The organism is Roseateles sp. (assembly GCF_039929605.1).
GTDB lineage: Bacteria > Pseudomonadota > Gammaproteobacteria > Burkholderiales > Burkholderiaceae_C > Pelomonas.
This window is the reverse complement of record NZ_JBDSQX010000155.1, coordinates 1-22453: the sequence shown is the minus strand read 5'-3', so window position 1 is coordinate 22453 and position 22453 is coordinate 1. Positions and strand designations below refer to the sequence as shown.

The 22453-nt window shown below is 69.5% G+C and carries 22 protein-coding genes and 1 riboswitch; of the genes, 14 read left to right on the top strand and 8 right to left on the bottom strand.

The window, feature by feature from the left end; genetic code table 11:
• Window positions 1-81: 81 nt before the first annotated feature.
• Window positions 82-765, bottom strand: a complete 684-nt coding sequence (locus tag ABIS05_RS21275) for a Bax inhibitor-1/YccA family protein (RefSeq protein ID WP_348014091.1) — start codon at window positions 763-765, stop codon at window positions 82-84.
• A gap of 110 nt (window positions 766-875) precedes the next feature.
• On the opposite strand from ABIS05_RS21275, the gene ABIS05_RS21270 reads away from it, so the two are divergent.
• From ABIS05_RS21270 to ABIS05_RS21255, 4 genes are all read left to right on the top strand, one after another.
• The gene (locus ABIS05_RS21270) at window positions 876-1772 is read left to right on the top strand and encodes a LysR family transcriptional regulator (protein WP_348014090.1); all 897 of its coding nucleotides are present in this window, start codon (window positions 876-878) and stop codon (window positions 1770-1772) included.
• A gap of 87 nt (window positions 1773-1859) precedes the next feature.
• Complete coding sequence (locus ABIS05_RS21265) at window positions 1860-3038, top strand: isovaleryl-CoA dehydrogenase (protein WP_348014089.1); 1179 nt, start codon at window positions 1860-1862, stop codon at window positions 3036-3038.
• 119 nt (window positions 3039-3157) lie between these two features.
• Window positions 3158-3832, top strand: coding sequence for a carbonate dehydratase (gene can, locus ABIS05_RS21260; RefSeq protein WP_348014088.1), 675 nt, complete (start codon window positions 3158-3160; stop codon window positions 3830-3832).
• Window positions 3833-3944: 112 nt separating this feature from the next.
• Window positions 3945-4529 carry a hemerythrin domain-containing protein gene (locus tag ABIS05_RS21255; RefSeq protein ID WP_407074906.1) on the top strand — a complete coding sequence of 195 codons (585 nt, stop codon included), beginning with the start codon at window positions 3945-3947 and terminating at the stop codon, window positions 4527-4529.
• Between the two features lie 13 nt (window positions 4530-4542).
• On the opposite strand, the gene ABIS05_RS21250 is transcribed toward ABIS05_RS21255, so the two are convergent.
• Window positions 4543-4911, bottom strand: coding sequence for a VOC family protein (locus ABIS05_RS21250; RefSeq protein ID WP_348014087.1), 369 nt, complete (start codon window positions 4909-4911; stop codon window positions 4543-4545).
• A 234-nt stretch (window positions 4912-5145) separates the two neighbouring features.
• Here ABIS05_RS21250 and ABIS05_RS21245 point away from each other — a divergent pair, with 234 nt between their 5' ends.
• On the top strand, window positions 5146-5769 hold the full coding sequence (locus ABIS05_RS21245; RefSeq protein WP_348014086.1) for a hypothetical protein: 624 nt from the start codon (window positions 5146-5148) through the stop codon (window positions 5767-5769).
• 12 nt (window positions 5770-5781) lie between these two features.
• On the opposite strand, the gene ABIS05_RS21240 is transcribed toward ABIS05_RS21245, so the two are convergent.
• The 3 genes from ABIS05_RS21240 to ABIS05_RS21230 form a co-directional block, all read right to left on the bottom strand.
• On the bottom strand, window positions 5782-6072 hold the full coding sequence (locus ABIS05_RS21240) for a hypothetical protein (RefSeq protein WP_348014085.1): 291 nt from the start codon (window positions 6070-6072) through the stop codon (window positions 5782-5784).
• 11 nt (window positions 6073-6083) lie between these two features.
• On the bottom strand, window positions 6084-8624 hold the full coding sequence (locus ABIS05_RS21235) for a serine/threonine-protein kinase (RefSeq protein ID WP_348014084.1): 2541 nt from the start codon (window positions 8622-8624) through the stop codon (window positions 6084-6086).
• Between the two features lie 159 nt (window positions 8625-8783).
• Window positions 8784-9323, bottom strand: a complete 540-nt coding sequence (locus ABIS05_RS21230) for an ECF-type sigma factor (protein WP_348014083.1) — start codon at window positions 9321-9323, stop codon at window positions 8784-8786.
• 195 nt (window positions 9324-9518) lie between these two features.
• A riboswitch (cyclic di-GMP riboswitch) is annotated at window positions 9519-9604 on the top strand.
• 147 nt (window positions 9605-9751) lie between these two features.
• On the opposite strand from ABIS05_RS21230, the gene ABIS05_RS21225 reads away from it, so the two are divergent.
• The 4 genes from ABIS05_RS21225 to ABIS05_RS21210 are packed head-to-tail and all read left to right on the top strand — an operon-like array spanning window position 9752 to window position 15387.
• The gene (locus ABIS05_RS21225; protein ID WP_348014082.1) at window positions 9752-12025 is read left to right on the top strand and encodes a S8 family serine peptidase; all 2274 of its coding nucleotides are present in this window, start codon (window positions 9752-9754) and stop codon (window positions 12023-12025) included.
• On the top strand, window positions 11997-13700 hold the full coding sequence (locus ABIS05_RS21220; RefSeq protein WP_348063326.1) for a HAMP domain-containing sensor histidine kinase: 1704 nt from the start codon (window positions 11997-11999) through the stop codon (window positions 13698-13700). Before ABIS05_RS21225 ends, ABIS05_RS21220 begins: the two co-directional genes overlap by 29 nt.
• Window positions 13697-15097, top strand: coding sequence for an ATP-binding protein (locus ABIS05_RS21215; protein WP_348014080.1), 1401 nt, complete (start codon window positions 13697-13699; stop codon window positions 15095-15097). Before ABIS05_RS21220 ends, ABIS05_RS21215 begins: the two co-directional genes overlap by 4 nt.
• A 44-nt stretch (window positions 15098-15141) precedes the next feature.
• Complete coding sequence (locus tag ABIS05_RS21210) at window positions 15142-15387, top strand: DUF3297 family protein (protein ID WP_348014079.1); 246 nt, start codon at window positions 15142-15144, stop codon at window positions 15385-15387.
• On the opposite strand, the gene ABIS05_RS21205 is transcribed toward ABIS05_RS21210, so the two are convergent.
• A complete protein-coding gene (locus ABIS05_RS21205) occupies window positions 15384-16733 on the bottom strand; it encodes a cytochrome P450 (RefSeq protein WP_348014078.1) in 1350 nt (449 codons plus the stop codon). The genes ABIS05_RS21210 and ABIS05_RS21205 overlap by 4 nt on opposite strands.
• A gap of 59 nt (window positions 16734-16792) precedes the next feature.
• Here ABIS05_RS21205 and ABIS05_RS21200 point away from each other — a divergent pair, with 59 nt between their 5' ends.
• Window positions 16793-17638 (top strand): helix-turn-helix domain-containing protein, encoded by an 846-nt coding sequence (locus tag ABIS05_RS21200; RefSeq protein WP_348014077.1) that lies wholly within the window; start codon window positions 16793-16795, stop codon window positions 17636-17638.
• A 25-nt stretch (window positions 17639-17663) separates the two neighbouring features.
• Here the strand turns inward: ABIS05_RS21200 and ABIS05_RS21195 are convergent, their stop codons facing one another.
• Entirely contained in the window at window positions 17664-18560 is an 897-nt protein-coding gene (locus ABIS05_RS21195; RefSeq protein WP_348014076.1) for a hypothetical protein, read from the bottom strand.
• Window positions 18561-18862: 302 nt separating this feature from the next.
• Between ABIS05_RS21195 and ABIS05_RS21190 the strand changes: the two genes are divergently transcribed.
• The 4 genes from ABIS05_RS21190 (at window position 18863) to ABIS05_RS21175 (ending at window position 21924) form a co-directional block, all read left to right on the top strand.
• On the top strand, window positions 18863-20041 hold the full coding sequence (locus ABIS05_RS21190; RefSeq protein ID WP_348014075.1) for an acetyl-CoA C-acyltransferase: 1179 nt from the start codon (window positions 18863-18865) through the stop codon (window positions 20039-20041).
• Window positions 20041-20667, top strand: coding sequence for a LysE family translocator (locus tag ABIS05_RS21185; protein ID WP_348014074.1), 627 nt, complete (start codon window positions 20041-20043; stop codon window positions 20665-20667). The genes ABIS05_RS21190 and ABIS05_RS21185 overlap by 1 nt, the downstream gene beginning before the upstream one ends.
• Window positions 20664-21329: an SDR family oxidoreductase gene (locus ABIS05_RS21180; protein ID WP_348014073.1), complete on the top strand. Its 666-nt coding sequence runs from the start codon at window positions 20664-20666 to the stop codon at window positions 21327-21329. The genes ABIS05_RS21185 and ABIS05_RS21180 overlap by 4 nt, the downstream gene beginning before the upstream one ends.
• Before the next feature lie 124 nt (window positions 21330-21453).
• Window positions 21454-21924, top strand: a complete 471-nt coding sequence (locus tag ABIS05_RS21175) for a MaoC family dehydratase (RefSeq protein ID WP_348014072.1) — start codon at window positions 21454-21456, stop codon at window positions 21922-21924.
• A gap of 175 nt (window positions 21925-22099) precedes the next feature.
• Here the strand turns inward: ABIS05_RS21175 and ABIS05_RS21170 are convergent.
• A partial coding sequence (locus tag ABIS05_RS21170) for a response regulator (RefSeq protein WP_348014071.1) occupies window positions 22100-22453 on the bottom strand: 354 nt, incomplete at its 5' end.

Here is a 22453-nt window from a genome sequence, read left to right as displayed (position 1 = left end):
CCGCTCAATTGACGTTAACGTCAACCAAAAAGGCGCGCCCCACCGAGGTGGGGCGCGCCTGTCAACGGGGGCTACCGAACGTCAGTCGTCCGAACCCATGAAGCCGAACAGATGCAGCAGGCTCGTGAACAGGTTGAAGATGGACACGAACAGGCTGACGGTCGCCAGCACGTAGTTGGTTTCGCCGCCGTCCACGATCTGCTTGGTCTCGAACAGGATCAGGCCGGCCGACAGCAGGGCGACGACGGCGGAGACGGTCAGCGACAGCGCCGGGATCTGCAGGAAGACCGCTGCTAGGCTGGCCAGCACCGCAACGATCATGCCGGCGAACAGGAAGCCGCCCATCCAGGACAGGTCACGCTTGGTGGTCGTGGCATAGGCCGACAGCGCGAAGAACACGGCACCCGTGGCGCCCAGCGCCAGCATCACGGCCTGGCCACCGGAGGGCAGCGACAGCGTGCGGGTCAGCAGGGGGCCGAGCGTCCAGCCCATGAAGCCGGTCAGCGCGAACACCAAGCCGACGGCCATGCCGCTGTTCTTCAGCTTGTGGATGCCGAAGAGCAGGCCGAAGTAGGCCACCAGCGTGATGATGAGGCCCGGCGCCGGCAGGCTGAAGGCCACGGCGGCCCAGGCGACGGCGGCGCTGAACAGCAGCGTTAGCGACAGCAGCGCGTAGGTGTTGCGCAGCACACGGTGGGTGGTGCCGCGGTCGACCGCGCTGCCGAAGGGCGTTGCGATCGCAAGGGTGCGGGGTTGGTTTTGCATGAGGGCCTCCTGAGCCGTCGACAAGGACCGCCAGACTAGGCTTTCATCGAATCAATAAAAAGCAGAGAACCGAGAAGAGATACTTCCGCATAACTTGCGATAACGACCCCATGAGCCTGAGCTTCAGCTACCGCCACCTGTACTACTTCTGGGCCGTGGCCAAGGAGGGCGGGCTCACGCGTGCGGCCGAGCGGCTGGGCTTGTCGGTGCAGACGGTGTCGACCCAGGTGCGCGAGCTGGAGCAGTCGCTCGGCGCCGCGCTGCTCAAGCCCGCCGGCCGGGGCCTGACGCTGACGGACGCCGGCCAGGCCGCGCTGGAGGTGGCCGAGCAGATCTTCTCGCTCGGCGAGACGCTGCCCGAGCGTGTGCGCGACGCCGCCACAGCGCCGGCCGTGCGGTTGGCCGTGGGCATTTCCGATGGCCTACCCAAGCTCGTCGTGCAAAGCCTGCTGCAGCCCATCATCGACACGCCCCACCTGCGCCTGCTCTGCCACGAGGACGAGTTCGACGACCTGCTCGGCGACCTGGCGCTGCACCGGCTGGACGTCGTGCTGGCCGACCGGCCGGCGCCGCCCAACCCCAACCTGCGCGTCTACAGCCATGCGCTCGGCAGCTCGCCGATGGCCTGGTTTGCGGCGCCGCGTTGGGCCGAAGCGGCGATGCGGGACTTCCCCGCGTCGCTGGCCGACGTGCCGCTGCTGCTGCCCACCGACCACGCCGCCGTGCGCCCGCGGCTGAACCAATGGCTGGAACGCCACGGCGTGCGCGGCAAGGTGGCCGGCGAGTTCGAGGACAGCGCGCTGCTGGCCACCTTCGGCGCGGCGGGCATGGGCGTGTTCCCGGCCGCGACCTTGATGAGCGACAAGCTCGTGCAGCGTGACGGCCTGGTGCGCGTGGGCGACTGCGATGGCGTCGAGGAAGTCTTCTACGCCGTCGGCACGGACAAGAAGATCGCCCACCCGCTCGTGCGCCGCCTGCTGCCCCAGCCTTCAGACGCAAGCGGTTGAATTGCTACAGTTGACGTTTACGTCAATTAAAGCGCCCGGCGGGCCTGGCACAACCGGGCTGAAGGGGGCGCACAGGAGACTCCGACCATGAATCTGCCCGGCCTCAATTTCCAGCTCGGTGAAGACATCGATGCGTTGCGCGACGCGGTGCGTGCCTTTGCCGATGAAGAGATCGCCCCGCGCGCGGCGGAGATCGACCGCAGCGACCAGTTTCCGATGGACCTGTGGCGCAAGATGGGCGAGTTAGGCGTGCTGGGCATCACCGTGCCGGAGCAGTACGGCGGCGCAGACATGGGCTACCTGGCCCACATGATCGCGATGGAAGAGATCAGCCGCGCCAGCGCCTCGGTCGGCCTCTCCTACGGCGCGCACAGCAACCTGTGCGTGAACCAAATCAAGCGCAACGGCAACGACGCGCAGCGCGCCAAATACCTGCCCAAGTTGATCAGCGGCGAGCATGTCGGCGCGCTGGCGATGAGCGAGCCGGGCGCGGGGTCTGACGTGTTGAGCATGAAGCTGCGCGCCGATGACAAAGGCGGCGTCTATGTGCTCAACGGCACCAAGATGTGGATCACCAACGGCCCCGACGCCGACACCCTCGTCGTGTATGCGAAGACCGACCCGGAGCTGGGCGCGCGTGGCGTGACGGCCTTCCTGATCGAGAAGGGGATGCCCGGCTTCAGCATCGCGCAGAAGCTCGACAAGCTCGGCATGCGAGGCTCGCACACCGGTGAGCTGGTGTTCAACAACGTCGAGGTGCCGGCCGAGAACGTGCTGGGTGCGGTGAACGGCGGTGCCAAGGTGCTGATGTCGGGCCTGGACTACGAGCGCGCCGTGTTGACCGGCGGGCCGCTGGGCATCATGCAGAGCGTCATGGACAACGTGGTGCCTTACATCCACGACCGCAAGCAGTTCGGCCAGAGCATCGGCGAGTTCCAGCTCATCCAGGGCAAGGTGGCGGACATGTACACCGTGCTGCAGGCCGCGCGCAGTTTTGCCTACACGGTGGCCAAGAACCTCGACATGCTGGGTGCCGAACATGTGCGCCAGGTGCGCAAGGACTGCGCGAGCGTCATCCTGTGGACGGCCGAGAAGGCGACGTGGATGGCCGGCGAGGGCGTGCAGATCTTCGGCGGCAATGGCTACATCAACGACTACCCGCTGGGCCGCCTGTGGCGTGACGCGAAGCTCTACGAGATTGGCGCCGGCACCAGTGAAATTCGCCGCATGCTGATCGGCCGCGAGCTGTTTGCCGAGACCATGTAATGGCCGAGGGGACGGACAACAAGCCGCACAGCGGCGCCGTTGCGGCGAAGGGTCATATCCGCAAAGCGGATGTGTGCCGTAGCCAAACGATGTAACTCGCCGCTGAGACAATCGCGGGCATGACGACGACCAACCGCGAACTGCAGGATCTCCTCGACAAGAACAAGCGCTGGGCCGCCGACACCGAGGCGCGCGAACCGGGCTTCTTCTCCGGCCTGCTCAAGCAGCAGACGCCGCAATACCTTTGGATCGGCTGCGCCGACAGCCGCGTGCCGGCCAACGAGTTGGTGGACCTGCTGCCGGGCGAGCTCTTCGTGCATCGCAACGTCGCCAACGTCGTCGTGCACTCCGACCTCAACTGCCTGTCCGTCATGCAGTTCGCGGTGGACCTGCTCAAGGTGCGCCACATCATCGTCGTCGGCCACAGCAACTGCGGCGGCGTGCGTGCGGCGCTCTACGACATCCGCGTCGGCCTGGCCGACAACTGGATCCGCCACGTGCAGGACGTGCGCAACGACCACCAGGCCTGGCTGGACACCGTGCCCGAGGCACGCCGCGTCGACGCGCTGTGCGAGCTGAACGTGCTGCAGCAGGCCCGCAATGCCTGCCAGACGACCGTGGTGCAGGACGCCTGGCAGCGCGGCCAGCAGATCGTCGTGCATGGCTTGGTCTACGGCCTGCACAACGGCCTGCTGGAAGACTTGCAACTGACGGCCGCGTGCGCCGAGGACGTCGAGCCCGCCTACCGCCGCGCGCTGGAGCGCGTCAAGGCGCGCTACGCGACGCCGGCCTGAGCGCTGGCGACACGCGCTGTGGGGTGAACCGAAGCGGCGCAGTCTGACAGACGCGGGGCCCGTCAGCCCTCCAGAATGACGACAGCACACCGCTGTCCCTGGAGACCCCCGCATGATCTTCGACGCCATCCGCGAAAGCCACGACCTGCAACGCGACCTGTGCCGCAAGCTCACGGCGTCGCGCGGCGATATGGCCGCGCGCCAGGTGCTGTTCCTGCAGCTGAAGGTTGAATTGATGGCGCACGCGGCGGCCGAGGAGCGCTTCCTCTACATCCCGTTGTTGATGGAAGACGGTGGCCTCGACGCGTCGCGACACGCGCTGCACGAGCATCACCAGGTGGATGAGTTGCTTGAAGACCTGTCGGTGCGCAACAAGCAGCAGGACGGCTGGATCGCCATCGCCAAGACGCTGAGCTTCAAGGTGCGCCACCACCTGAAGGAAGAAGAATCGAAGTTCTTCCACGTTGCCGGGCGCCTGTTGTCGGACACGAAGAAGCAGCAACTCGCCGGCAAGTACAAGCGCGAGATGGTGCGCATGCGCAAGCATTACGCCGCCGAGTACCAGACCGTCGCGGTGTCTGCGGCGACCGGCCTGGTCAAGCCCGCCAAGCCTGCGGCCGACAAGCCGGCGACGCGCGGCACCGCCAGTGCCGGCGCTCAGCTGCGTGGCAAGAGCAAGCCTCGGCGCACAAGCTGACGCGCCTTCGGCCTCAGCCCTGCGTCGGCCGGAACACGCGCACGCGGTGCCCGTCCGGGTCGGCCGTCACGGCCGTGTAGCCGAAGTCCAGCGCCGTCGGGGCCTGCAGCACCGGCCAGCCGGCGGCCTTCCAGACCGCGACCGCAGCATCCACTTCAGCCTCGCTGCCGACCGTGATGCCGATCTCCGCGCCGCCGCCGCGCAGGCTGCTGGCGGGCTGCACATCGTGCGCGGCCCAAAGGCCCAGCATGGTCTTGTCGTTGAGCATGAACATCGCGAAGTTCGGGCTCTGCTCGACGGCTTCGCGGCCCAGCAGCGCGCGGTAGAACAGCGCACTCTCGGCGGGGCTGTTGACGTAGAGGATGAGGCAGTCGGGTTGCATGGCGGTCTCCTTGTTGGGTGAGGCCGCCATGCTCGGCGCGGGCGCTGACAGCGGCTGTCAGCAGCCCGCCCGCTTCCTCGCTTCCTGCTACGGCTTGGCCGTCGTGAACGACGACCCCTCGGCTCCGGCCATTTGCGGTGAATAGTCACCCGAATGATCTTTCTCGTGATTGGTTTCCCGTCCTTGTTGACGAGGCCGGCATGTCGCTGTGCTTCCACTCTCAAGGAGATCACCATGTCTGCATTGCCCGTCACCATCGCGCTGAAGAAGATCAAGTGCCGCATCGAGACCGACGAGGTCGGCTCGGACGAGCCCTATGTGCTCATCACCGCCGTCGACCTGACCAACCCCATCCTGCCCAACGCCGAGGTCACGCTCTACGGCCCCTGGGGCGGCGTGGACGCGGGCGACACCTGCACCACGCACCCGCTGCAGCCCGGCCTCAACCCGAACGACTTTCCGTTCTTCGTGTGGCGCAGGAATGCCTGGGGCCCGTCGGGCAGCGCCAAGGCCATTGCCAACCCGGCCAACGCGGTCATCCTCGTGTCGATGATGGAGCACGACGACGGCAAGGCGTCGGCGGCACGCGAGCTGGTCAAGGCGGCCGTGGTCGGTGCGCTGGCCGCGTCGGCCGGCATGACGCGCGCCCAGCGCGTGAGCAAGCTGAAGACCGACATCAACGGTGCCCTCGCCATCCCGACCGGCGCGCCCAACTTCGACGACCGCGTCGGCTCGACGGTGGAAGTGGCCTTGAGCGCCAACCTGCTCAGCGTGGCCGCCGGCCCGAAGACCAAGACGATCACCATCGTCGGCGACGGCGGCAAGTACGACGTGACGCTGGTCGTGACGAAGGGCTGACGCCCGCTGCGCCTACTGCCCGACGGCTTTCACCTTCGGGCAGAGCGCCGCGCCATCCTGAGGGCACTTGGGTAACTTGGGCTTGACCTGTGTGCCGGTGTTGCTGCCATCGGTGGCGGCGCCGCCACCGCCGCCGCCGGCCACCGGCATCGCGTGCTTAGGTTTGGGCTTGGCGGCGGCCTGTGCCGTCGGCGTGCCGGAGGCCTTGGCTTGTGGGCTTGCGGTCGGGGCCATGTCGGCGGCATGAACCGCCAGCGCGGCGCTCAACAACGCCGTGACAAGAAGGGGAGAGGGTCGCGTCATCAAGTCCTCCGTCAGAAGTCCAGCAGAGCCAGCCCCGGCGGCGCCGGGTGGGATGTGGACGATAGCAATTGCGCCAGCCTTGCGCGCGTGGCCCCGGCGTCAGCGCGGTCGGCCAGCGCGTTGGCATAGGCGTCGAGCGCGGCCCGGGCATCCGGGCCGCCGAGGGCGGCGAGGGCCCGCAGTCGCCCGCGATCGGGGTGGCCGGGTGGCAGGCCGGCGTCTGCGAGGGCCAGCGCCTCGCGGTAGGCCGCATGGGCCTGCGCCGGGCGGCCGGCGGCTTCGTGTGTCAGGCCCAGCAAGGCCAGTGTGGGCCAGCGGTCGGTGTCGCGCGGGCCCAGCAGCTCGCGCTGGGCGGCGTCGGCCCGGCCCAGCAGCGCGCCAGCGTCGGCCACGTGCCCGCGGCGCAGCGCGGCCTCTCCCAGCAGGGCCCGGGCTCGTTCGGCGGCCGGGCTGCCGGCGGCCTGCAGTTCGGCCAGCAGGGCAGCCAGCCGCGCCTCGGCGGCGGCGGTGTCACCGCGCCGCAGCTGCTGGCGCGCGGCGACCAGGCCGATGATGGCGGCCGAGGTGGCGTCACCGCCGCGCCGGGCCTGTGCCCAGGCGGCTTCGGCCTCGCGGGCGGCCTCGTCGCGCTGGCCGTGGTGGAACAGCGCCGTCGCCAGCCATGAGCGAGTGGCGACGGTGTTCAAGTCGACCGGCCCCAGCACCTCGGTCAGTTCCTGCACGCTGGCACGCAACAGCGGCACGGCGGCGGCATGGTGGCCGAGTTCGACCTCCATCGTCGCCGCCGCCATGCGGGCCTGCGCCGCGATCAGCCGCCCGGAGCCGTCGCTGGCAGCGACGAGGGCTTGCAGCCAGCGTCTGGCCTCATCCCAGCGGCCCTGGGCACGGGCCAGGCTCGACAGCGCATCGGCCACGCGGCGGTAGCGTTCATGCGTCGTGCCGAAGCGCTCGCGCACCCCGCGCTCGGCGCGCGCCAGCAGGGTTTGCGCCGCGTCGAGCTGGCCTTCCTCCATCGCCATCTCCCCGAGGTGGGCGAGGGCGGACAGGGCGACCGCGTCGTCCTGGCTCGGCGTGGCGGGAACCAAGGCTTCGAGCAGCGGGCGAGCCTGATCGGCCTGGCCCAGCCGGCGCCGTGCATTGGCCAGCTCGAAGGCCACCTCGCGGCCGGTCTCGCCGCGGCCCTGCAACTGCGCGTGCGCCAGCCCCAAGGCCTCGGCGGCCAGCGCCATGTCGCCGGACTGGTTCAGCAGCAGCCCCAGCGGCCGGGCCACCTCGGCCAGCAGCGCCGGGTCGTCGCCTAAGCGCCGCTTCGCCTCGGCCCAGCTGCGCCGTAGCAGCTCGATCATGGGCACGGTCGCGCTGCCCGACGCATCGGGGCTGAGGCCGGCCAGCAGCTCCGTCAGCACGCTCTGCACACGCCGCGTGCGCTCGGCCTCGCGGCGGGCCTCCTGCCATTGCCAGGTCGCCGCCGTCACGCCGACGATCAAGCTCGCCATCACCAGGCCGAGTGCCGCCAGTTGCAGCCGGTAGCGGCGCGCGAACTTGGCGCTGCGGTAGGCCAGCGAGTCGGGCCGGGCGGTGATGGGTCGATGGTCGAGATAGCGGCGCACGTCTTCGGCCAGCGCGCTCGCGCCGGCATAGCGTTCCTCCGGCTTCTCCTTCACTGCACGCGCCACGATCAGCGCCAGCTCGCCGCGCAGCTTGGGGCCGGGCTCGCGCTGGCCGGTCAGCAGCAGGCACAGCAGGCGGCCCAGCGCGTAGACGTCGGTGGCCGTGCTGACCGGCTCGCCGCGCAGCTGCTCGGGCGCAGCGTACTCGGGCGTCATGCCAGCGGCGGCTTGTCGCGTCAGCTCGGGGCCGGTGTCATCCGCCAGCAGCTTGGCGACACCGAAGTCCAGCAGCTTCACCTGGCCCGCCGCCGTGACGAGGATGTTGCTGGGCTTGAGATCGCGATGCACGACGAGCCTGGCGTGGGCATGGGCCACGGCGTCGCAGACCTGCAGGAAGAGCCGCAACCGCGCGTCGACGTTCGCGCTCTGCGCATCGCACCAGGTGTCAACGCGCTCGCCGTCCACCAGCTCCAGCACCAGGTAGCGCGTGGGCAGGCCGCCGAGCTGCGCCTCGCCAATGTCCAGCAGTTGGGCGATGTGCGGGTGGGTCAGCCGCGCCAGCAGCTCGCCCTCGCGGCGAAAGCGTGCCCGTGCGGATTCGCCGCGCCAGGGGCTGTGCAGCAGCTTGATGGCCGCCTCGCCCTGGTGGGCGCCGTCGCTACGCCGTGCCCGCCACACCTCGCCCATGCCGCCGCTGCCGAGCGGCGCCACCAAGGTCCACGCGCCCAGCACCTGGCCGGCCAGCTCGGGCGCGGTGGGCAACTGCGCGGGCTGGGCCAGAAAATCCTGCGCCTCGGCCCGGCGGTCGGCGGCGATGAGGGCTTGCAGCCGCTCGCGCTGTGCGGCCGGCAGCTTCGCCAGCAGCGCCTCGCGTTCGGCCGGGCTCGCGTCCTGCCAGGCGTCGAAGGCGGCCAGCACCGCAGCCTGATCGATGGTATTCACCTCAGCGCCCCGTTGATTCCGGGTCGAGCGCCGGGCCGCTCCCAAGCCGGCCCGCCATGGCGACGTGCTTGCGGCTCGATGCCGCGAGCATCGCCGTCCCCTCGGGGGACCGACCAGGCTCGCCCGCGTCCAGCGGCGCGAGATTGGGCGAGGGGCTCGTCACGCCTGCAATGCGTCGAACAGGAAGGCTCGCGCCTTGCGCCAGTCGCGCTTCACGGTCGGCACCGACACGCCCAGCACCTCGGCAATCTCCTCCATCTCCAGCCCGCCGAAAAAGCGCATCTGCACCACCTGGTGCGCCCGGTCGTCGGCGCGTTCCAGCGTCTGCAGCACCTCGTCGAGCTTGAGGACATCGGGGGCGCCTAGCTGCTCCAACGCGGCGGTGGACAGCGTCACGCTCGCCACCCCGCCGCCGCGCTTGTCGGCATGGCGCTCGCGCACGTGGTCGACGATGACGCTGCGCATGACCTTGCTGGCGTGCGCGAAGAACTGGCCGCGATGCAACGCGCCTTCGCGGCCTGCGCTTTTCAGCCAAACCTCGTGGATCAGCGCCGCCGGTTCCAGCGTCATCGGCGCCTGGCCGGCGAGATGGCTGCGCGCCAGGCGCTTGAGTTCGGGGTAGAGCAGGGTGTAGAGGCGGTCGCGCGCATCGGCATCGCCGCTCGCCAGGGCCGTCAGCAGCAGGGTGATTTCGGTCATGTCGCCATGCTCGGGCGCGCGGGCTGCGAGGGGTATCCCCAGCTCGGTGAGGCCTGGCCATAGCCGCCTGGCTGAGTTGTGACTGAGCCGATAGCAAGAAGAAGTTGTATCAAGGTTGCATTTCGTGACTTCTGACGTTGGCGGGCGCAAGTGCCGCAGGCACGGCCGGGTGCGTTTCCATACATTCAAGTCACTTGATGACAAAGGCACACCCGAGCGAAAGCCGGGGTCGCAAAGCTTCCGGTCTACAGCCTTCGGGCCACGACAGCGGGGTTGCCATAGAGATGGAGCGGCACCGCGAGGTGCTGCGTCCATCGTCCTTCGATGCCCGATGCGGGGTCGAAGGCGGCAGCTCCGCCACTGCGGCAGTTCAGCGGCTCCTCTTGCCCGTATGGCCGGCGTCTCATGCAGCCCGCACAGGAGTCCTCATGCGCATTACTTCACCACTCCCCTTCATCGTCCTCGTCGAGTTCCGCGCGGCACGCGGCCTGCTCGGCGCCTTTCTGGCCGCAGTCCTGCTGGGCCTGTTGTTCGGCCCGCTGCCAGCGCGAGCGCAGGCCGGCGCATCGGACAAGATCGCGCCGGACCTGCGGCAGGCGCTCGATGTGCGCGCCCCCATCCGCCACCCCTGGGCGCGTGAAGCAGCCGGCACGCGCTACGTCAAGGCCTTGATCGTCAGCAGCTCGGCCGACCCCGAGCTGGCCGAGCTGCGCGCCCATGTGCTGGCCGCGGGCGGCTCGGTCTACCACCGCTATGTGTCGGTGCGGGCGCTGTCCGTGATGCTGCCCGCCAGCCGCCTAACCGAGATCGCCGCGCGGGCCGACGTGCAGAGCGTCTCGCCCAACCGGCCCGCCGCCCGCACCGCCAGCGCGCTGGAGCTGGCGACGGGCGCTGCCACTGTTCGTGGCAGCGGTAGTGGCATCGGCTCGGCGCCGGGCCTGGACGGCAGCGGTATCGGCATCGCGGTGCTGGATTCGGGCATCGACCCCGATCACGACAACCTGCGCGGCACGGGCCCGCAACGCTCGCGCGTGCTGCGCGCGGTCGACTTCCTGAAGGTGGGCGACGCCGGTGTCGGCCGCCTGCGTGACTGGACGGCCGGCATTGACCTTTCCACCTCCACCTTAGCGGGTGGGCAAGGCAGCCAGGCGATGTCCGCCTTCGAAAGGAGGATCGCTGCCGACGGCGCCGCTGAGGTTGACAGTTATGGCCATGGCAGCCACGTCGCCGGCGTGGCGGCGGGGCGCGGCGCCTACCAGGCGGTGGATTCGACCGGCATCGCGCCGAACGCGAACCTGTTCGACGTGAAGGTGCTCGACGACGCCGGCACCGGCCAGCTCAGCGACGTGCTGGCAGGCATCGACTGGGTCATCCAGCATGCGCGGGAATACAACATCCGCGTCCTCAACGTCAGCCTGGCCGCTGATTCCAGCGAGTCCTATCTCACCGACCCGCTGTGCCGCGCGGTACGCAGCGCGGTGGCGGCCGGCATCACGGTGGTGGTGGCCGCCGGCAACTACGGCCAGACGGCCGCTGGCGCCGAGCAGTACGGTGGCATCAGCGCGCCGGGCAACGAGCCGTCGGTCATCACCGTCGGCGCGGCCAACACGCACGCCACGGCGCGGCGCGACGACGACAGCGTCAACTTCTTCAGCTCGCGCGGCCCGACGCGCGGCGTCCGCATCGCCAGCGACGGCATGCGCCGCGTCGACAACCTGCTCAAGCCCGACCTGGTGGCCCCCGGCAACAAGGTGGTCAGCATGCTGGCCAGCGGGCCGGGCCGCGGCGGCGACTGGAGCTACCTGCCTAGCACCTATCCCGAGCTGTCGGCGCCCTTTGGCGGCACGGCGCAGCTGCGCCAGCAGCAGCTGATGAACCTGAGTGGCACGTCGGTGGCGGCGCCGGTCGTGGCTGGCACGGTGGCGCTGATGCTGCAGGCCAACCCCGGGCTCACGCCGCCGCTGATCAAGGCGATGCTGCAGTACGCCGCACAGCCGATAGCCGGCGCCAACCTGCTGCAGCAGGGCGCGGGCCTGCTCAACATCGATGGTGCCGTGCGCCTGGCCAGCGCGCTGCGCACCGACGTGGCCAGCGCCATCGACGCGGGCACCCTGCAGCCGGGCGCGCCCCTGCTGGCGCCCGGCAAGGCCATGCCGGCGCCGGTGTCGGTCATCAATGGCGCCCAGGTGGCCTGGGGCCGCATCGTCTTCGCCGGTGGCTCGCACCTGCTGAGCGGCGCCGCGCTGTTCACGCAGTTCCAGCCGATCTACGACCCGCGCCTGGTCTGGGTGCGCAACTCGGCGCAGCGCCTCACGGTGGTCTACGCACCCGCACGCGCCGGGGAAGCCGCCGGCCAGTGGGTGCGGGCGATCACGGTGGCCCGCGCGCCCAACCAGCGCTTCGTCACTGCCGGCGTCGTCTGGGCGAGCCCGCTGGCTGGCGGCAGCTCGCTGCGCGCACGCACCGGGCTGTTCATGCCGGTCGCCACGCTGTCGGGCTGGCTGGCCTCGGGCAGCGGCATCGTCATGAGCGAAGGCATCGTCATGAGCGAGGGCATCGTGATGAGCGAAGGCATCGTCATGAGTGAGGGCATTGTCATGAGCGAGGGTATCGTCATGAGTGAAGGCATCGTCATGAGCGAGGGACTGGTCATGAGTGAAGGCGTCGTCATGAGTGAAACCAACCATCGCGGCGAGCCGTGAGGCCGTGATGAACCCGGCGGCCATGGTGGCAACGAACCCGCAACGGCAGGCATGGTGGTTGCGTCTGCACGAGCGGCTCATGCCCGACTACAACCGCCGGGCCACGGTGTACTGGTGGTCCATGGTCGTGTTCGGTCTGGCCGTGCTGGCGCACGCCGTGCAGCATGTCGCCGGGCTGCCGCCGCAGGCCTGGCTGCACCTCGCCGGCGGCACGGTGCTGGCGATGCTGGCGGGGCTGGTGCCGGTGCGCATCCCGCGCTCGACCAACTCCTTCACTGCGGGCGAGATCTTCATCTTCCTGCTGCTGCTGCTGGACGGGCCGGAGGCGGCCGCGATCGCCTCCGCCTGCGAGGCGGCGGTGGGCTCCTACCGCACCTCCCGGCGCTGGACGAGCCGCATCGCCAGCCCGGCGATGGCGGCCGTCGCGATGTTCAGTGCCGGCTCGCTGCTGCATGCGGCGCTCGACGCCCTGCGGCGCCACGGGCTGGACAACGACGGCCTGCTGCTGGCCGGCGCCATCTGCTTCGCGCTGGCCTACTTCGTCATCAACACCGTCATGGTGACGATGGTCGCGCGCCTGAAGAGCAACGAGCCGTTGCGCCTGCGCAGCTTCATCGACTCGTTCGGCTGGCTCGGCGTGGCCTATGCGGGCAATGCCTCGGTCGCCAGCTTCCTGTACCTGAGCTTTCGCAGCTCGGGGATTGTTGTGGTGGTGGCGGCCGTGCCGATCATCGTCATCCTGCTGACCACCGGGCACTACTTTTTCCGCCGCGAGGAGGCCGAGGAGGCGGTGCGCAAGGCGCGCGAGCAGCAGGCCGCGCAGCGCCAGATGCTGGAGAACGCCCGCCATGCCGGCATGGCCGAGATCGCCACCAACGTGCTGCACAACGTGGGCAATGTGCTCAACAGCGTCAACGTGTCGGCCGAGCTGATCGGCGCCAAGGTGCGTGATTCGGAATCGAGCGGCCTGGCGCGTGCCGTCGCACTGATGGACGCGCATGCCCATGACTTGGGCGACTACCTCACGAGCGACCCGCGTGGCCGCCTGTTGCCGGGCTACCTGAAGCAGCTGGCCGAGGCGCTGGCCGAGGAGCGCCAGGGCATTGCCGCCGAGCTCGCCGCGCTGACCAAGAGCGTCAAGCACATCAAGGAAATCGTGGCGACGCAGCAGTCCTATGCCGGGGCGTCCAGCGTCGTGGAGGAGGTCCAGATCATCGACCTGGTCGAGGACGCGCTGCGCATCGACACCGGCGGCCTGGCCGACCACCAGGTCAGTGTGGTCAGGGAGTTCGCGGCGGTGCCGCTGCTGATGCTCGACAAGCACCGCGTGCTGCTGATCCTGGTCAACCTGATCGGCAACGCGCGCTTCGCCATGAAGGGTGGGGCCGATGCCGGCCACCGGCTCACGTTGGGCGTGCAGGTGGCGCCGGACGGCACGCTGCAGGTCGGCGTCAGCGACACCGGCGAGGGCATTCCGGCGGACAACCTGACGCGCATCTTTGCGCACGGCTTCACCACCAAGAAGGATGGGCATGGCTTCGGCCTGCACAGCTGCGTGCTGGCCGCGCGCGAGATGGGTGGCACGCTCGTTGCCCATAGCGAAGGCGCCGGCCTCGGCGCCACCTTCACCCTCAAGCTGCCGCTGCAGCCACCCACAGGGAGCTCGGCCTCATGAACCCGATCCAGAACCGACGCATCCTGCTCGTGGACGACATGCCCACCATCCACGAGGACTTCCGCAAGATCCTGCTGCCGCCGTCGGCGGCCAAGTCGGCGCTCGACGCTGCCAAGGCCGCGCTGTTCGACGACGAGGTCAAGTCGGTCGAGGTGCCGTTCGAGCTCGACTCGGCCTACCAGGGAGAAGAGGGTCTCGCCAAGGTGCAAGCGTCGCTGGGCGCCGGCCGCCCCTATGCGATGGCCTTCGTCGACATGCGCATGCCCCCGGGCTGGGACGGCGTCGAGACCATCGAGCACCTGTGGCGGGTTGACCCGCGCCTGCAGGTCGTCATCTGCACTGCCTATTCGGACACGTCGTGGGAAGAGGTGCTGACCCGCCTGGACGCGCGCGACCGGCTGCTGATCCTGAAAAAGCCGTTCGACAACATCGAGGTGCGCCAACTGGCCAGCGCGCTGACCGCCAAATGGGAGTCGACCCAGCAGGCCGGCCTGCAGATCGACCAGCTCGAGGCGGCGGTCGAGGAGCGCACCGTCAAGCTGGTGCACGCCAACGAAGCCCTGCAGGCGGAAATGTCCGAGCGCCTGCGCCGGGAGAGCCAGCTGGTGCAATCGGAGAAGCTGGCCTCCATCGGCCAGCTCGCCGCCGGCGTCGCGCATGAGATCAACAACCCCATCGGCTTCGTCTGCTCCAACTTCGGCGCGATGCAGGGCTACTTCGACAACCTGATGCAGTTGCTCGGCGCCTACGAGCGCGCGGCCGCCCAGCTGAACTCGCCCGCCACCACCAGCGGCCTGGCACGCCTGCGCGAGGACCTGCAGCTCGACTACCTGAAGGAAGACATGCCCGGGCTGATGCGCGAGTCCAGGGAAGGCATCGAGCGGGTGCGCGCCATCGTCCAAGACCTGAGGGAGTTCTCGCAGGTCGACTCGGCGCAGGAATGGCGCTTGGCCAACCTGCATCAGGGCATCAACTCGACGCTGAACATCGTCGCCAGCGAAGTGCGCCAGATGGCCGACATCGTCAAGACCTACGGGCAGATCCCGGAGATCGAGTGCCTGGCCTCGCAGATCAACCAGGTGGTGATGAATCTGGTGGTCAACGCCGCGCACGCCATGGGGTCGGAGCGCGGGTGCATCACCGTGAGCACGGGGACCGAAGACGACCACGTATGGATCGAAGTGGCCGACACCGGCTGCGGCATCGCGGCGCAGCACCTGTCGCGCATCTTTGATCCCTTCTTCACCACCAAGCCGGTCGGCAAGGGCACGGGGCTAGGTTTGTCGCTCTCTTACGGCATCGTGCAAAGGCACCACGGGCGCATCGAGGTGCAAAGCCGGGTCGGCGAGGGGACCACCTTCCGCATCGTGCTGCCGGTGCGGCAACCCTCTCATTGAGGGGCGGCGACAATGCCGGCCTCGCTCCATTGCCGCCCAGCTCCATGTCCGACGTCACCCGCCCCGAACTGCCCGATCACCTCAGCGTCGACCCGCGCAGCCCCCACCACGTCGCCGCCGTCTTCGAGCACGACATCGGCATCCGCTTCAACGGCAAGGACCGCCAGGACGTGGAGGAATACTGCATCAGCGAAGGCTGGGTCAAGGTGCCCGCCGGCAAGACGCTGGACCGCAAGGGCCGGCCGCTGTGCATCAAACTCAAGGGCGCGGTCGAAGCGTTTTATCGCTAATCCCGTTTCGTCAGCCGCAGCGTCAGCCCGCCGTCGGGCCGCAGCGTGACGGCCATGCGCGGCTTGGGCGCCTCGGTGCCGACGGGTGCCAGCTCGAAGCGCTGCAGCAGCAAGGCCGCGATCAGCGTCATCTCCAACACCGCGAAATGCTGGCCCAGGCAGACGCGCGGGCCAATGCCGAAGGGGATGTAGGCGCCGCGCGGGATCTCGTCCGGTGCGCCGGGCAGGAAGCGCTCGGGCTTGAAGGCGAGTGCGTCCGGCCACCAGCGTGGGTCGCGGTGCAGCAGCCAGGGTGTCACGCGCACGAGGGTGCGGGCCGGCAGCTTCACGCCGCCAACGGTGATGTCGCGCGTCAGCCGTCGCGTCATCAAGGCAGCGACCGGCGGGTACAGCCGCATGGCCTCCTTCAGCGTGGCCGCCAGCCAGGGCAGGGCGCTGGCGTCCTCAGGCGTGGGCACGCGGCCGGCGAGCACCTCGTCCACCTCGGCGCGCACCCGGGCCTGGGCCTTGGGGTGGGCGGCCAGCAGCCAGCTCCACCACAGCAGCGCCGTCGCGCTGGTCTCGTGACCGGCCTGGAAGCTGACCATGCACTGGTCGTACACCTCCTGCGGCGACAGCGCCTCGCCGGTGGCGTCATCGCGCAGCAGCATCAGCCTGCCCAGCAGGTCCTCCTTGACGGCGCCGCTGGCCCGTCGGGCGGCGATGTGCCGGCCCAGCAGGCCGTGGATCAGCCGCGCCGCGCGGCGCTTGGCGGCCTTGCCGGGCAGGGGCAGCCAGTTGGGCAGCGTGACCGGCCAGAACATCTCGGCCAGCGCCGTCTCGCTGAGCACCTGCACCGCCTCGGCCGCCGCGCCCGTGTCGCCGCCGATGGGCGTGCTGAACAGCGTGCGCGAGATGACGTCCATGGTCAGGTGGCTGAAGAGGGCGTCCATCGCCACCTCGCCCGGGCGAACGGCGTCCAGCCCCTGCACGGCGGCCTCGGTCATCAGCGCCGCGTAGCCGGCCACGCGCTTGGGTGTGAAGGCCGGCATCAGCATGCGGCGTTGGCGCTGCCAGGTGGCACCTTCGGTGACGAGCACCGACTGGCCCATCAGCTCGGCGAACACCTCGGGCCCGCGCTGCCAGCGCACCAGCGCGTCGGCGTGGTCCACCATGATGGCGCGCAGCAGTTCGGGGTCGAACACGTCCACGCCGCGCTCGCCCAGGATGGTCTGGGCCACCAGGTCGCCGAGCGGGCGCTGCGCGGAGATCACGGCGAGATAGTCGCGCCGCATGGCCATCAGCACGGGGAAGCCCCACCAGCGGACGGGGTGGCTCGGGAGGTCGTTCCAGGTCAGGCTTGTCATGGGGCGGATGCTGCGCTTCAAGGGGGCAACGGGTCTTGAACGAATGCGACACTGAACTCATGGATGCCGCAACCCGCCTCTGGCTGCCGCCGCTGACCCTGGCCGGCTGCGTGCGCGGCGTCATGCTGCGCGACACGCGCGGCCGAGGCTTGAGCGCCGTTGAGCGCGAGAACTACTTCCCCGCCACGCCGCTGGTGCAGCTGTTCTGGTGGGCCGAGGGCAGCAGCGAATGGCTGGCCACGCCGGGCTTCTCGGTGCCGCCGCCCGAACGCCGCCACGTGCCGGCGCTGTTCGGCGGGCCTTTCACGCTGCCCACCCACACGCGCAACCCCGGCGAGATGTGGGCCTTCAAGCTGCTGATGCTGCCTGACGCGTTCACTGCGCTGACCGGTATCGCGCTGGACCGCCACGTCAACCGCGTCGTCGATGTGCGCGAGGCGCTGCCCGCCGACTGGTGCGACTGGGCCGAGGCCATGTCCGCCGCGCCTGACGACGCCGCGCGGCTGCGGCTGCTCGAAGCCTTCCTGCTGCCGCGCTGGCAGGCGCTGGGCGCCCAGCAGCCGGGCCACCGCTACGCCGCCTGGACCGAGGCGCTGGCCGTGCGCGCGGCCACCAGCGCCACCGGCCGCAGCTTGCGCCAGCTGGAGCGCCGCATCAAGGCCTGGGCGGGGTTGCCGCTGCGCGAACTCCGCGCCGTGTCACGCGCCGAGAGCGCCTTCTACTCAGTGGCCGCAGCCGAGGGCGCCGGCGCCGTGAACTGGGCCGACATCGCTGCCGACAACGACTACGCCGACCAGTCCCACTTGTGCCGCGAGACCCGCCGCCTCACCGGCTTCAGCCCCGAGGACCTGCGCCGCCGCATCCAGGCGGAAGAGGCCTTCTGGGCTTACCGGTTGTGGCAGTGAGCCGCAGGCGGTCACGCCTGCTGGATCAGGCTTGGCAGAGGGTCCGCCGCGCTTCGTCGGACAGGTTGTTGAGCCAACGCTTGTCCAGGCCCTTCAGCGCCGCAGCGGCCTGCACCCTGTCATGCGATTCAGCGCAGGACTGTGCCGCGTTGTCGAGTTTCTGAGCCCAGTCGGCCTTGATCTTCGGCCTACCCTTCGCCGGGCCGAAGAAGTTCAGCAACTCCATGTTGACCGCCTCCATTGGCACCTGAATGGCCTGAGAACCGGGCTTCAGGTCCAGGTTGAAAACGGTGCTGCGATAGCCAATATGACTGATCTCGAACTGGTAGCTGCCGGCCGGCAGCGATAACTGGAAGGCCGGGCTCGCCGGTGCGTTCAACACAGTGGCGTGGGTCCGCAGCGAGAACACGAGCACGCGGGTCTCGCGCGGCTGTAGGCGCTGCGGCCCGTCAAGGAAGACCCAGATGCCGGCGGTCCGCAGGTCGTCGGCGCGGCTCTGTTCCGCAGCCGGCGTGGGCTGCGCGTGTGCGCTGGAGATCCAGCTGAACTCGCTCACATGGACGGGCGCCAGTGGCGCCGTCGGCGCCGCGTGCAGCGTGGTCTGTTCCGGCGGCGCGATGGCCATGCCCATGGCCGCCAGCACGCCCAGCCCCAGCACGAAGGCCTCCTTTTGTTCGCGCGGGCTGTAGACGAAGACCATCAGCGCCGTGACGAGGCAGAAGATCAACAGCGCCAGCATGCTGGCATTGCCGCTTGTGAAGTCGTTCGAGCCGATCATCTCGCGCAGCGCGATGCCAGTCTTGCGCAGCGCCGAGACTTCGCCGTTGCGAACCCGGTCGAAGAAGGTCGTTGCGGCTGCGGCGCCGACGCCGGCGAGGTAGACGCCCCAGCCGGCGCCTTGTGTTGACGTGTTCTTAGGCATGCCTGTTCTCCCGGACCGCTGACTGCAGTGCAGTCGATGTTAGGCAGGGAAGGGCTCGATGGCCTCCTCACAAATGAGGGCCGCAGCGTTGCCTGGTTCGCAGGTGCGCCCTCGGTGTCGGCCTGGCCCGCCAGCGGTATTTCATGCCTGCCTCGCCGGCCTTCCTTCGCGTAGCGACCCGCCGTTCGGCGGCCGGATCCGAACGGACGTCCGCCCGGCCGGGTGCGGCATCGTCCCTCCGACAGCGCTGCGCTGAGCCGGCGCGAGAATGACGGCTTCGTTCATCAAAACGGAGTCCTGAAATGTCCGATGCCATCGTCATCGTGTCCGCCGCCCGCACCCCCATCGGCGGCCTGCTGGGTGATTTCGCCGGCCTTGCCGGCTGGGAACTGGGCGCTGTCGCCATCAAAGCGGCCGTCGAACGCGCCGGCGTGCCGGGCGACGCCGTCGACGAAGTGCTGATGGGCAACTGCCTGATGGCTGGCCAGGGCCAGGCGCCCGCGCGCCAGGCCATGCGCAAGGCCGGCCTGCCCGATTCGGCCGGCGCCGTGACGTTGAGCAAGATGTGTGGCTCCGGCATGCGCGCCATGATGTTCGGCCACGACATGCTGGCCGCCGGCTCGGCCGAGGTCGTCGTCGCCGGGGGCATGGAGAGCATGACCAACGCGCCCCACCTGATGTTCGCGCGCAAGGGCGTCAAGTACGGCGCGGCGCAGATGTATGACCACATGGCCATCGACGGCCTGGAAGACGCCTACGAACGAGGCAAGGCCATGGGCGTTTTTGCCGAGCAGTGCGTGGCCCGGTACAGCTTCAGCCGCGAGGCGATGGACCAGTTCGCCATCGCGTCCACGCAGCGCGCCAAGGCCGCCAACGAGAGCGGCGCGTTCGACTGGGAGATCGCGCCCGTCACGCTGAGCTCACCGAAGGGTGACACCGTCATCAAGTTCGACGAGCAGCCCTTCAAGGCCAAGCTCGACAAGATCCCCACGCTCAAGCCCGCCTTCAAGAAGGACGGCGCCATCACGGCCGCCACGTCGTCCAGCATCTCCGACGGCGCCGCCGCGCTGGTGCTGATGCGCGAGAGCACGGCCAAGGCGCGCGGCCTGACGCCGCTGGCCCGCATCGTCAGCCACTCGGTGCACGCGCAGGCGCCCGACTGGTTCACGACGGCCCCGGTTGGCGCCATCAACAAGGCGCTGGCCAAGGCCGGCTGGCAGGCGTCTGACGTGGACCTGTGGGAAGTGAATGAAGCGTTTGCGGCCGTCACGATGGCGGCCATGGCCGAGTTCAAGCTGCCGCACGAGATCGTCAACGTCAACGGCGGCGCCGTGGCGCTGGGCCACCCCATCGGCGCCAGCGGCGCGCGCATCGTCGTCACGCTGCTGGGCGCGCTGAAGGCACGCGGTTTGAAGCGGGGGCTGGCGGCGCTGTGCATCGGCGGCGGTGAGGCGACGGCGATGGCGGTGGAGCTGCTTTGATGCTCGGCACCCACGACCTGGCCCTTTTCGCGGCCACCGTCTTCGTCCTCAACGCCACGCCCGGCGTCGACATGGCCTACACCGTCGCCAGCACGTTGCGCGGCGGCTGGCGCCAGGGCGTGGCGGCGGCGGTCGGCATCATGGCTGGCTGCGTGCTGCACACGCTGGCCGCGGCCTTCGGGCTGGCGGCGCTGCTGGCCACGTCGGCCGAGGCGTTTGCCGTCGTCAAGTACGTCGGCGCCGCCTACCTGCTCTACGTGGCCTGGGGCATGGCGCGGGCCGGGCTGAAGCCTGCGGTCGCCGCCGAGGTGGCCGCACCGACCTCGCTGTGGCGCACGGCGCGCCAGGGCTTCTTCACGAATGCGCTCAACCCCAAGGTGGCGCTGTTCTTCCTCGCGCTGCTGCCGCAGTTCATCGCGGCTGACTCGCCCGACAAGACGCTGGCCTTCCTGTTCCTGGGCGCCTGGTTCATCGTGCAGGGCCTGCTGTTTCTGCTCGCGCTGATCGCCCTCGTCACGCCGCTGCGCCGCGCCAAGCCGCAACCCTGGCTGGGGCGCGGCCTCAACCTCGGCGGCGCTGGCCTCTTCACTCTGCTTGCCGCCAAATTGGCGTTGACCAAACCATGAACGTCTTGATCATCGGCGCGTCGCGCGGCCTCGGCTTCGAGTTCGTCCGCCAGTACCGCGCGGCCGGCGCGCGCATCACCGCCACGGCGCGGGACGACGCGGCGCTGGAGCGGCTGCGCGGGCATGGCGCCCGCGCACTCAAGCTGGATGTGGCCGATGCGGCCAGCGTGTCGGGCCTGGCTTGGCTGATCGACGGCGAGCGCTTTGATGTCGTCGTCATCAACGCCGGCGTCTACGGCCCCGCGACTTCGGGCATGGACACGCCCACGGCGGCCGACTTCGACGCCGTCATGCACACCAATGTGCTGGGCCCCATGCGGCTGCTGCCGCAGGTCGCCGAGGCCCTCGCGCCGGGCGCGCGCGTCGCCATCATGTCGTCCCGCATGGGCTCCATCGGCTTGCGCAATGAACCTCGCGCCTGGCTGTATGCAGCGTCCAAGGCGGCGGTGAACTCGGTCATGAAGGACGCCTCGCTCGCGCTTGCCGGCAAGGCCACCGTCATCAGCTTCCACCCCGGCTGGGTGCGCACTGACATGGGCGGCGCTGGCGCCGACATCGACGCGAGCACCAGCGTTGCCGGCATGCGCACCGTGCTGGCCAGCGTGAAACCAGCGGACACGGGTGGTTACTTCAACTACGACGGGCAGCGCCTGGATTGGTAGTTACGTCGCAGTACGTGAGCTAACGTCCAGGGCATTGGCACTCCGATTGCTAGCTCTATAGGGAGCGCAGCCGGTCTGCCGTTGACATGCCCCATTGCAGGGCGCTTCCCTCGGAGAAAGCAGTATGGACACCGCCCTCGTCGAAATCGAATCACCCCCCCTCGTGCGCGTTGGCGAAACCTGCGAGCGCATCGTGCGCTTCACGCGGGAAGACATCGCCACCTTTGCCCGCGTGACCGGCGACACCAATCCCCTTCACTACGACGTACAGGCCGCTCAGCGCGCCCGCCACGGCGAGATCATCGCCAGCGGCCAGCAGACGACGGCCATGATGATCGGCCTCGCGGCCAGCCATTTCTCGCGCAGCGACGACGGCCAGGAGCGCGAGCTGCTGTGCCTGAACTTCAATTTCTCATTCAAGGCGCCGGTGTTTGCCGAGCAGGATTTGGTGCTGCACTGGCACGTGGCCAGCGTCGAGTGGAACGCCACGCTGGGCGGCTGGCTCTTCCACGTCGACGGCCGCGCCATGGTGCGCCACGCCCACCCCTGCGTCATCGGCCGCGGCACGCTGCTGGTGAAGACCAGCCAGGACTGAAGCGCCCCTCGCCTGGTCCCGCCGCGCTGAACGCGGGCTTGCCCAGTCGGTCCCCCAAGGGGACGGCGATGCTTGCGGCGTTGAGCCGCAAGCACATCGCCAAGGCGGGCCGGCTTGGGAGCGGCCCGGCGCTCGGCCCGAAAGCAGCGGCGCGCGGCCGGGCGAGGGGCCTCATTCACTCCACCCAGGCCCTGACCTGCGCCGCCAGCGTGGTCACGTCGATGGGCTTGCCGATGTGGGCCGCGCAGCCGGCGGCCAAGGCGCGGGTGATCTCGTCCGGCAGGGCCTCGGCGCTCATCGCGAGCACCGGCACGCTGCACAGCGCGGGGTCGGCCTTGAGCCGGCGCGTGGCCTCATAGCCGTCGAGCACCGGCATGCGCAGGTCCATCAGGATGATGTCGGGCCGGCGCGCGGCGGCGGCGTCAAGGGCCAGCTGGCCGTTGACCACCCATTCGACCTCAAAGCCGCCGGCCTCCAGCACATAGCGCGCGATGTAGGCATTGAGGTCGTTGTCTTCCACCAGCAGCAC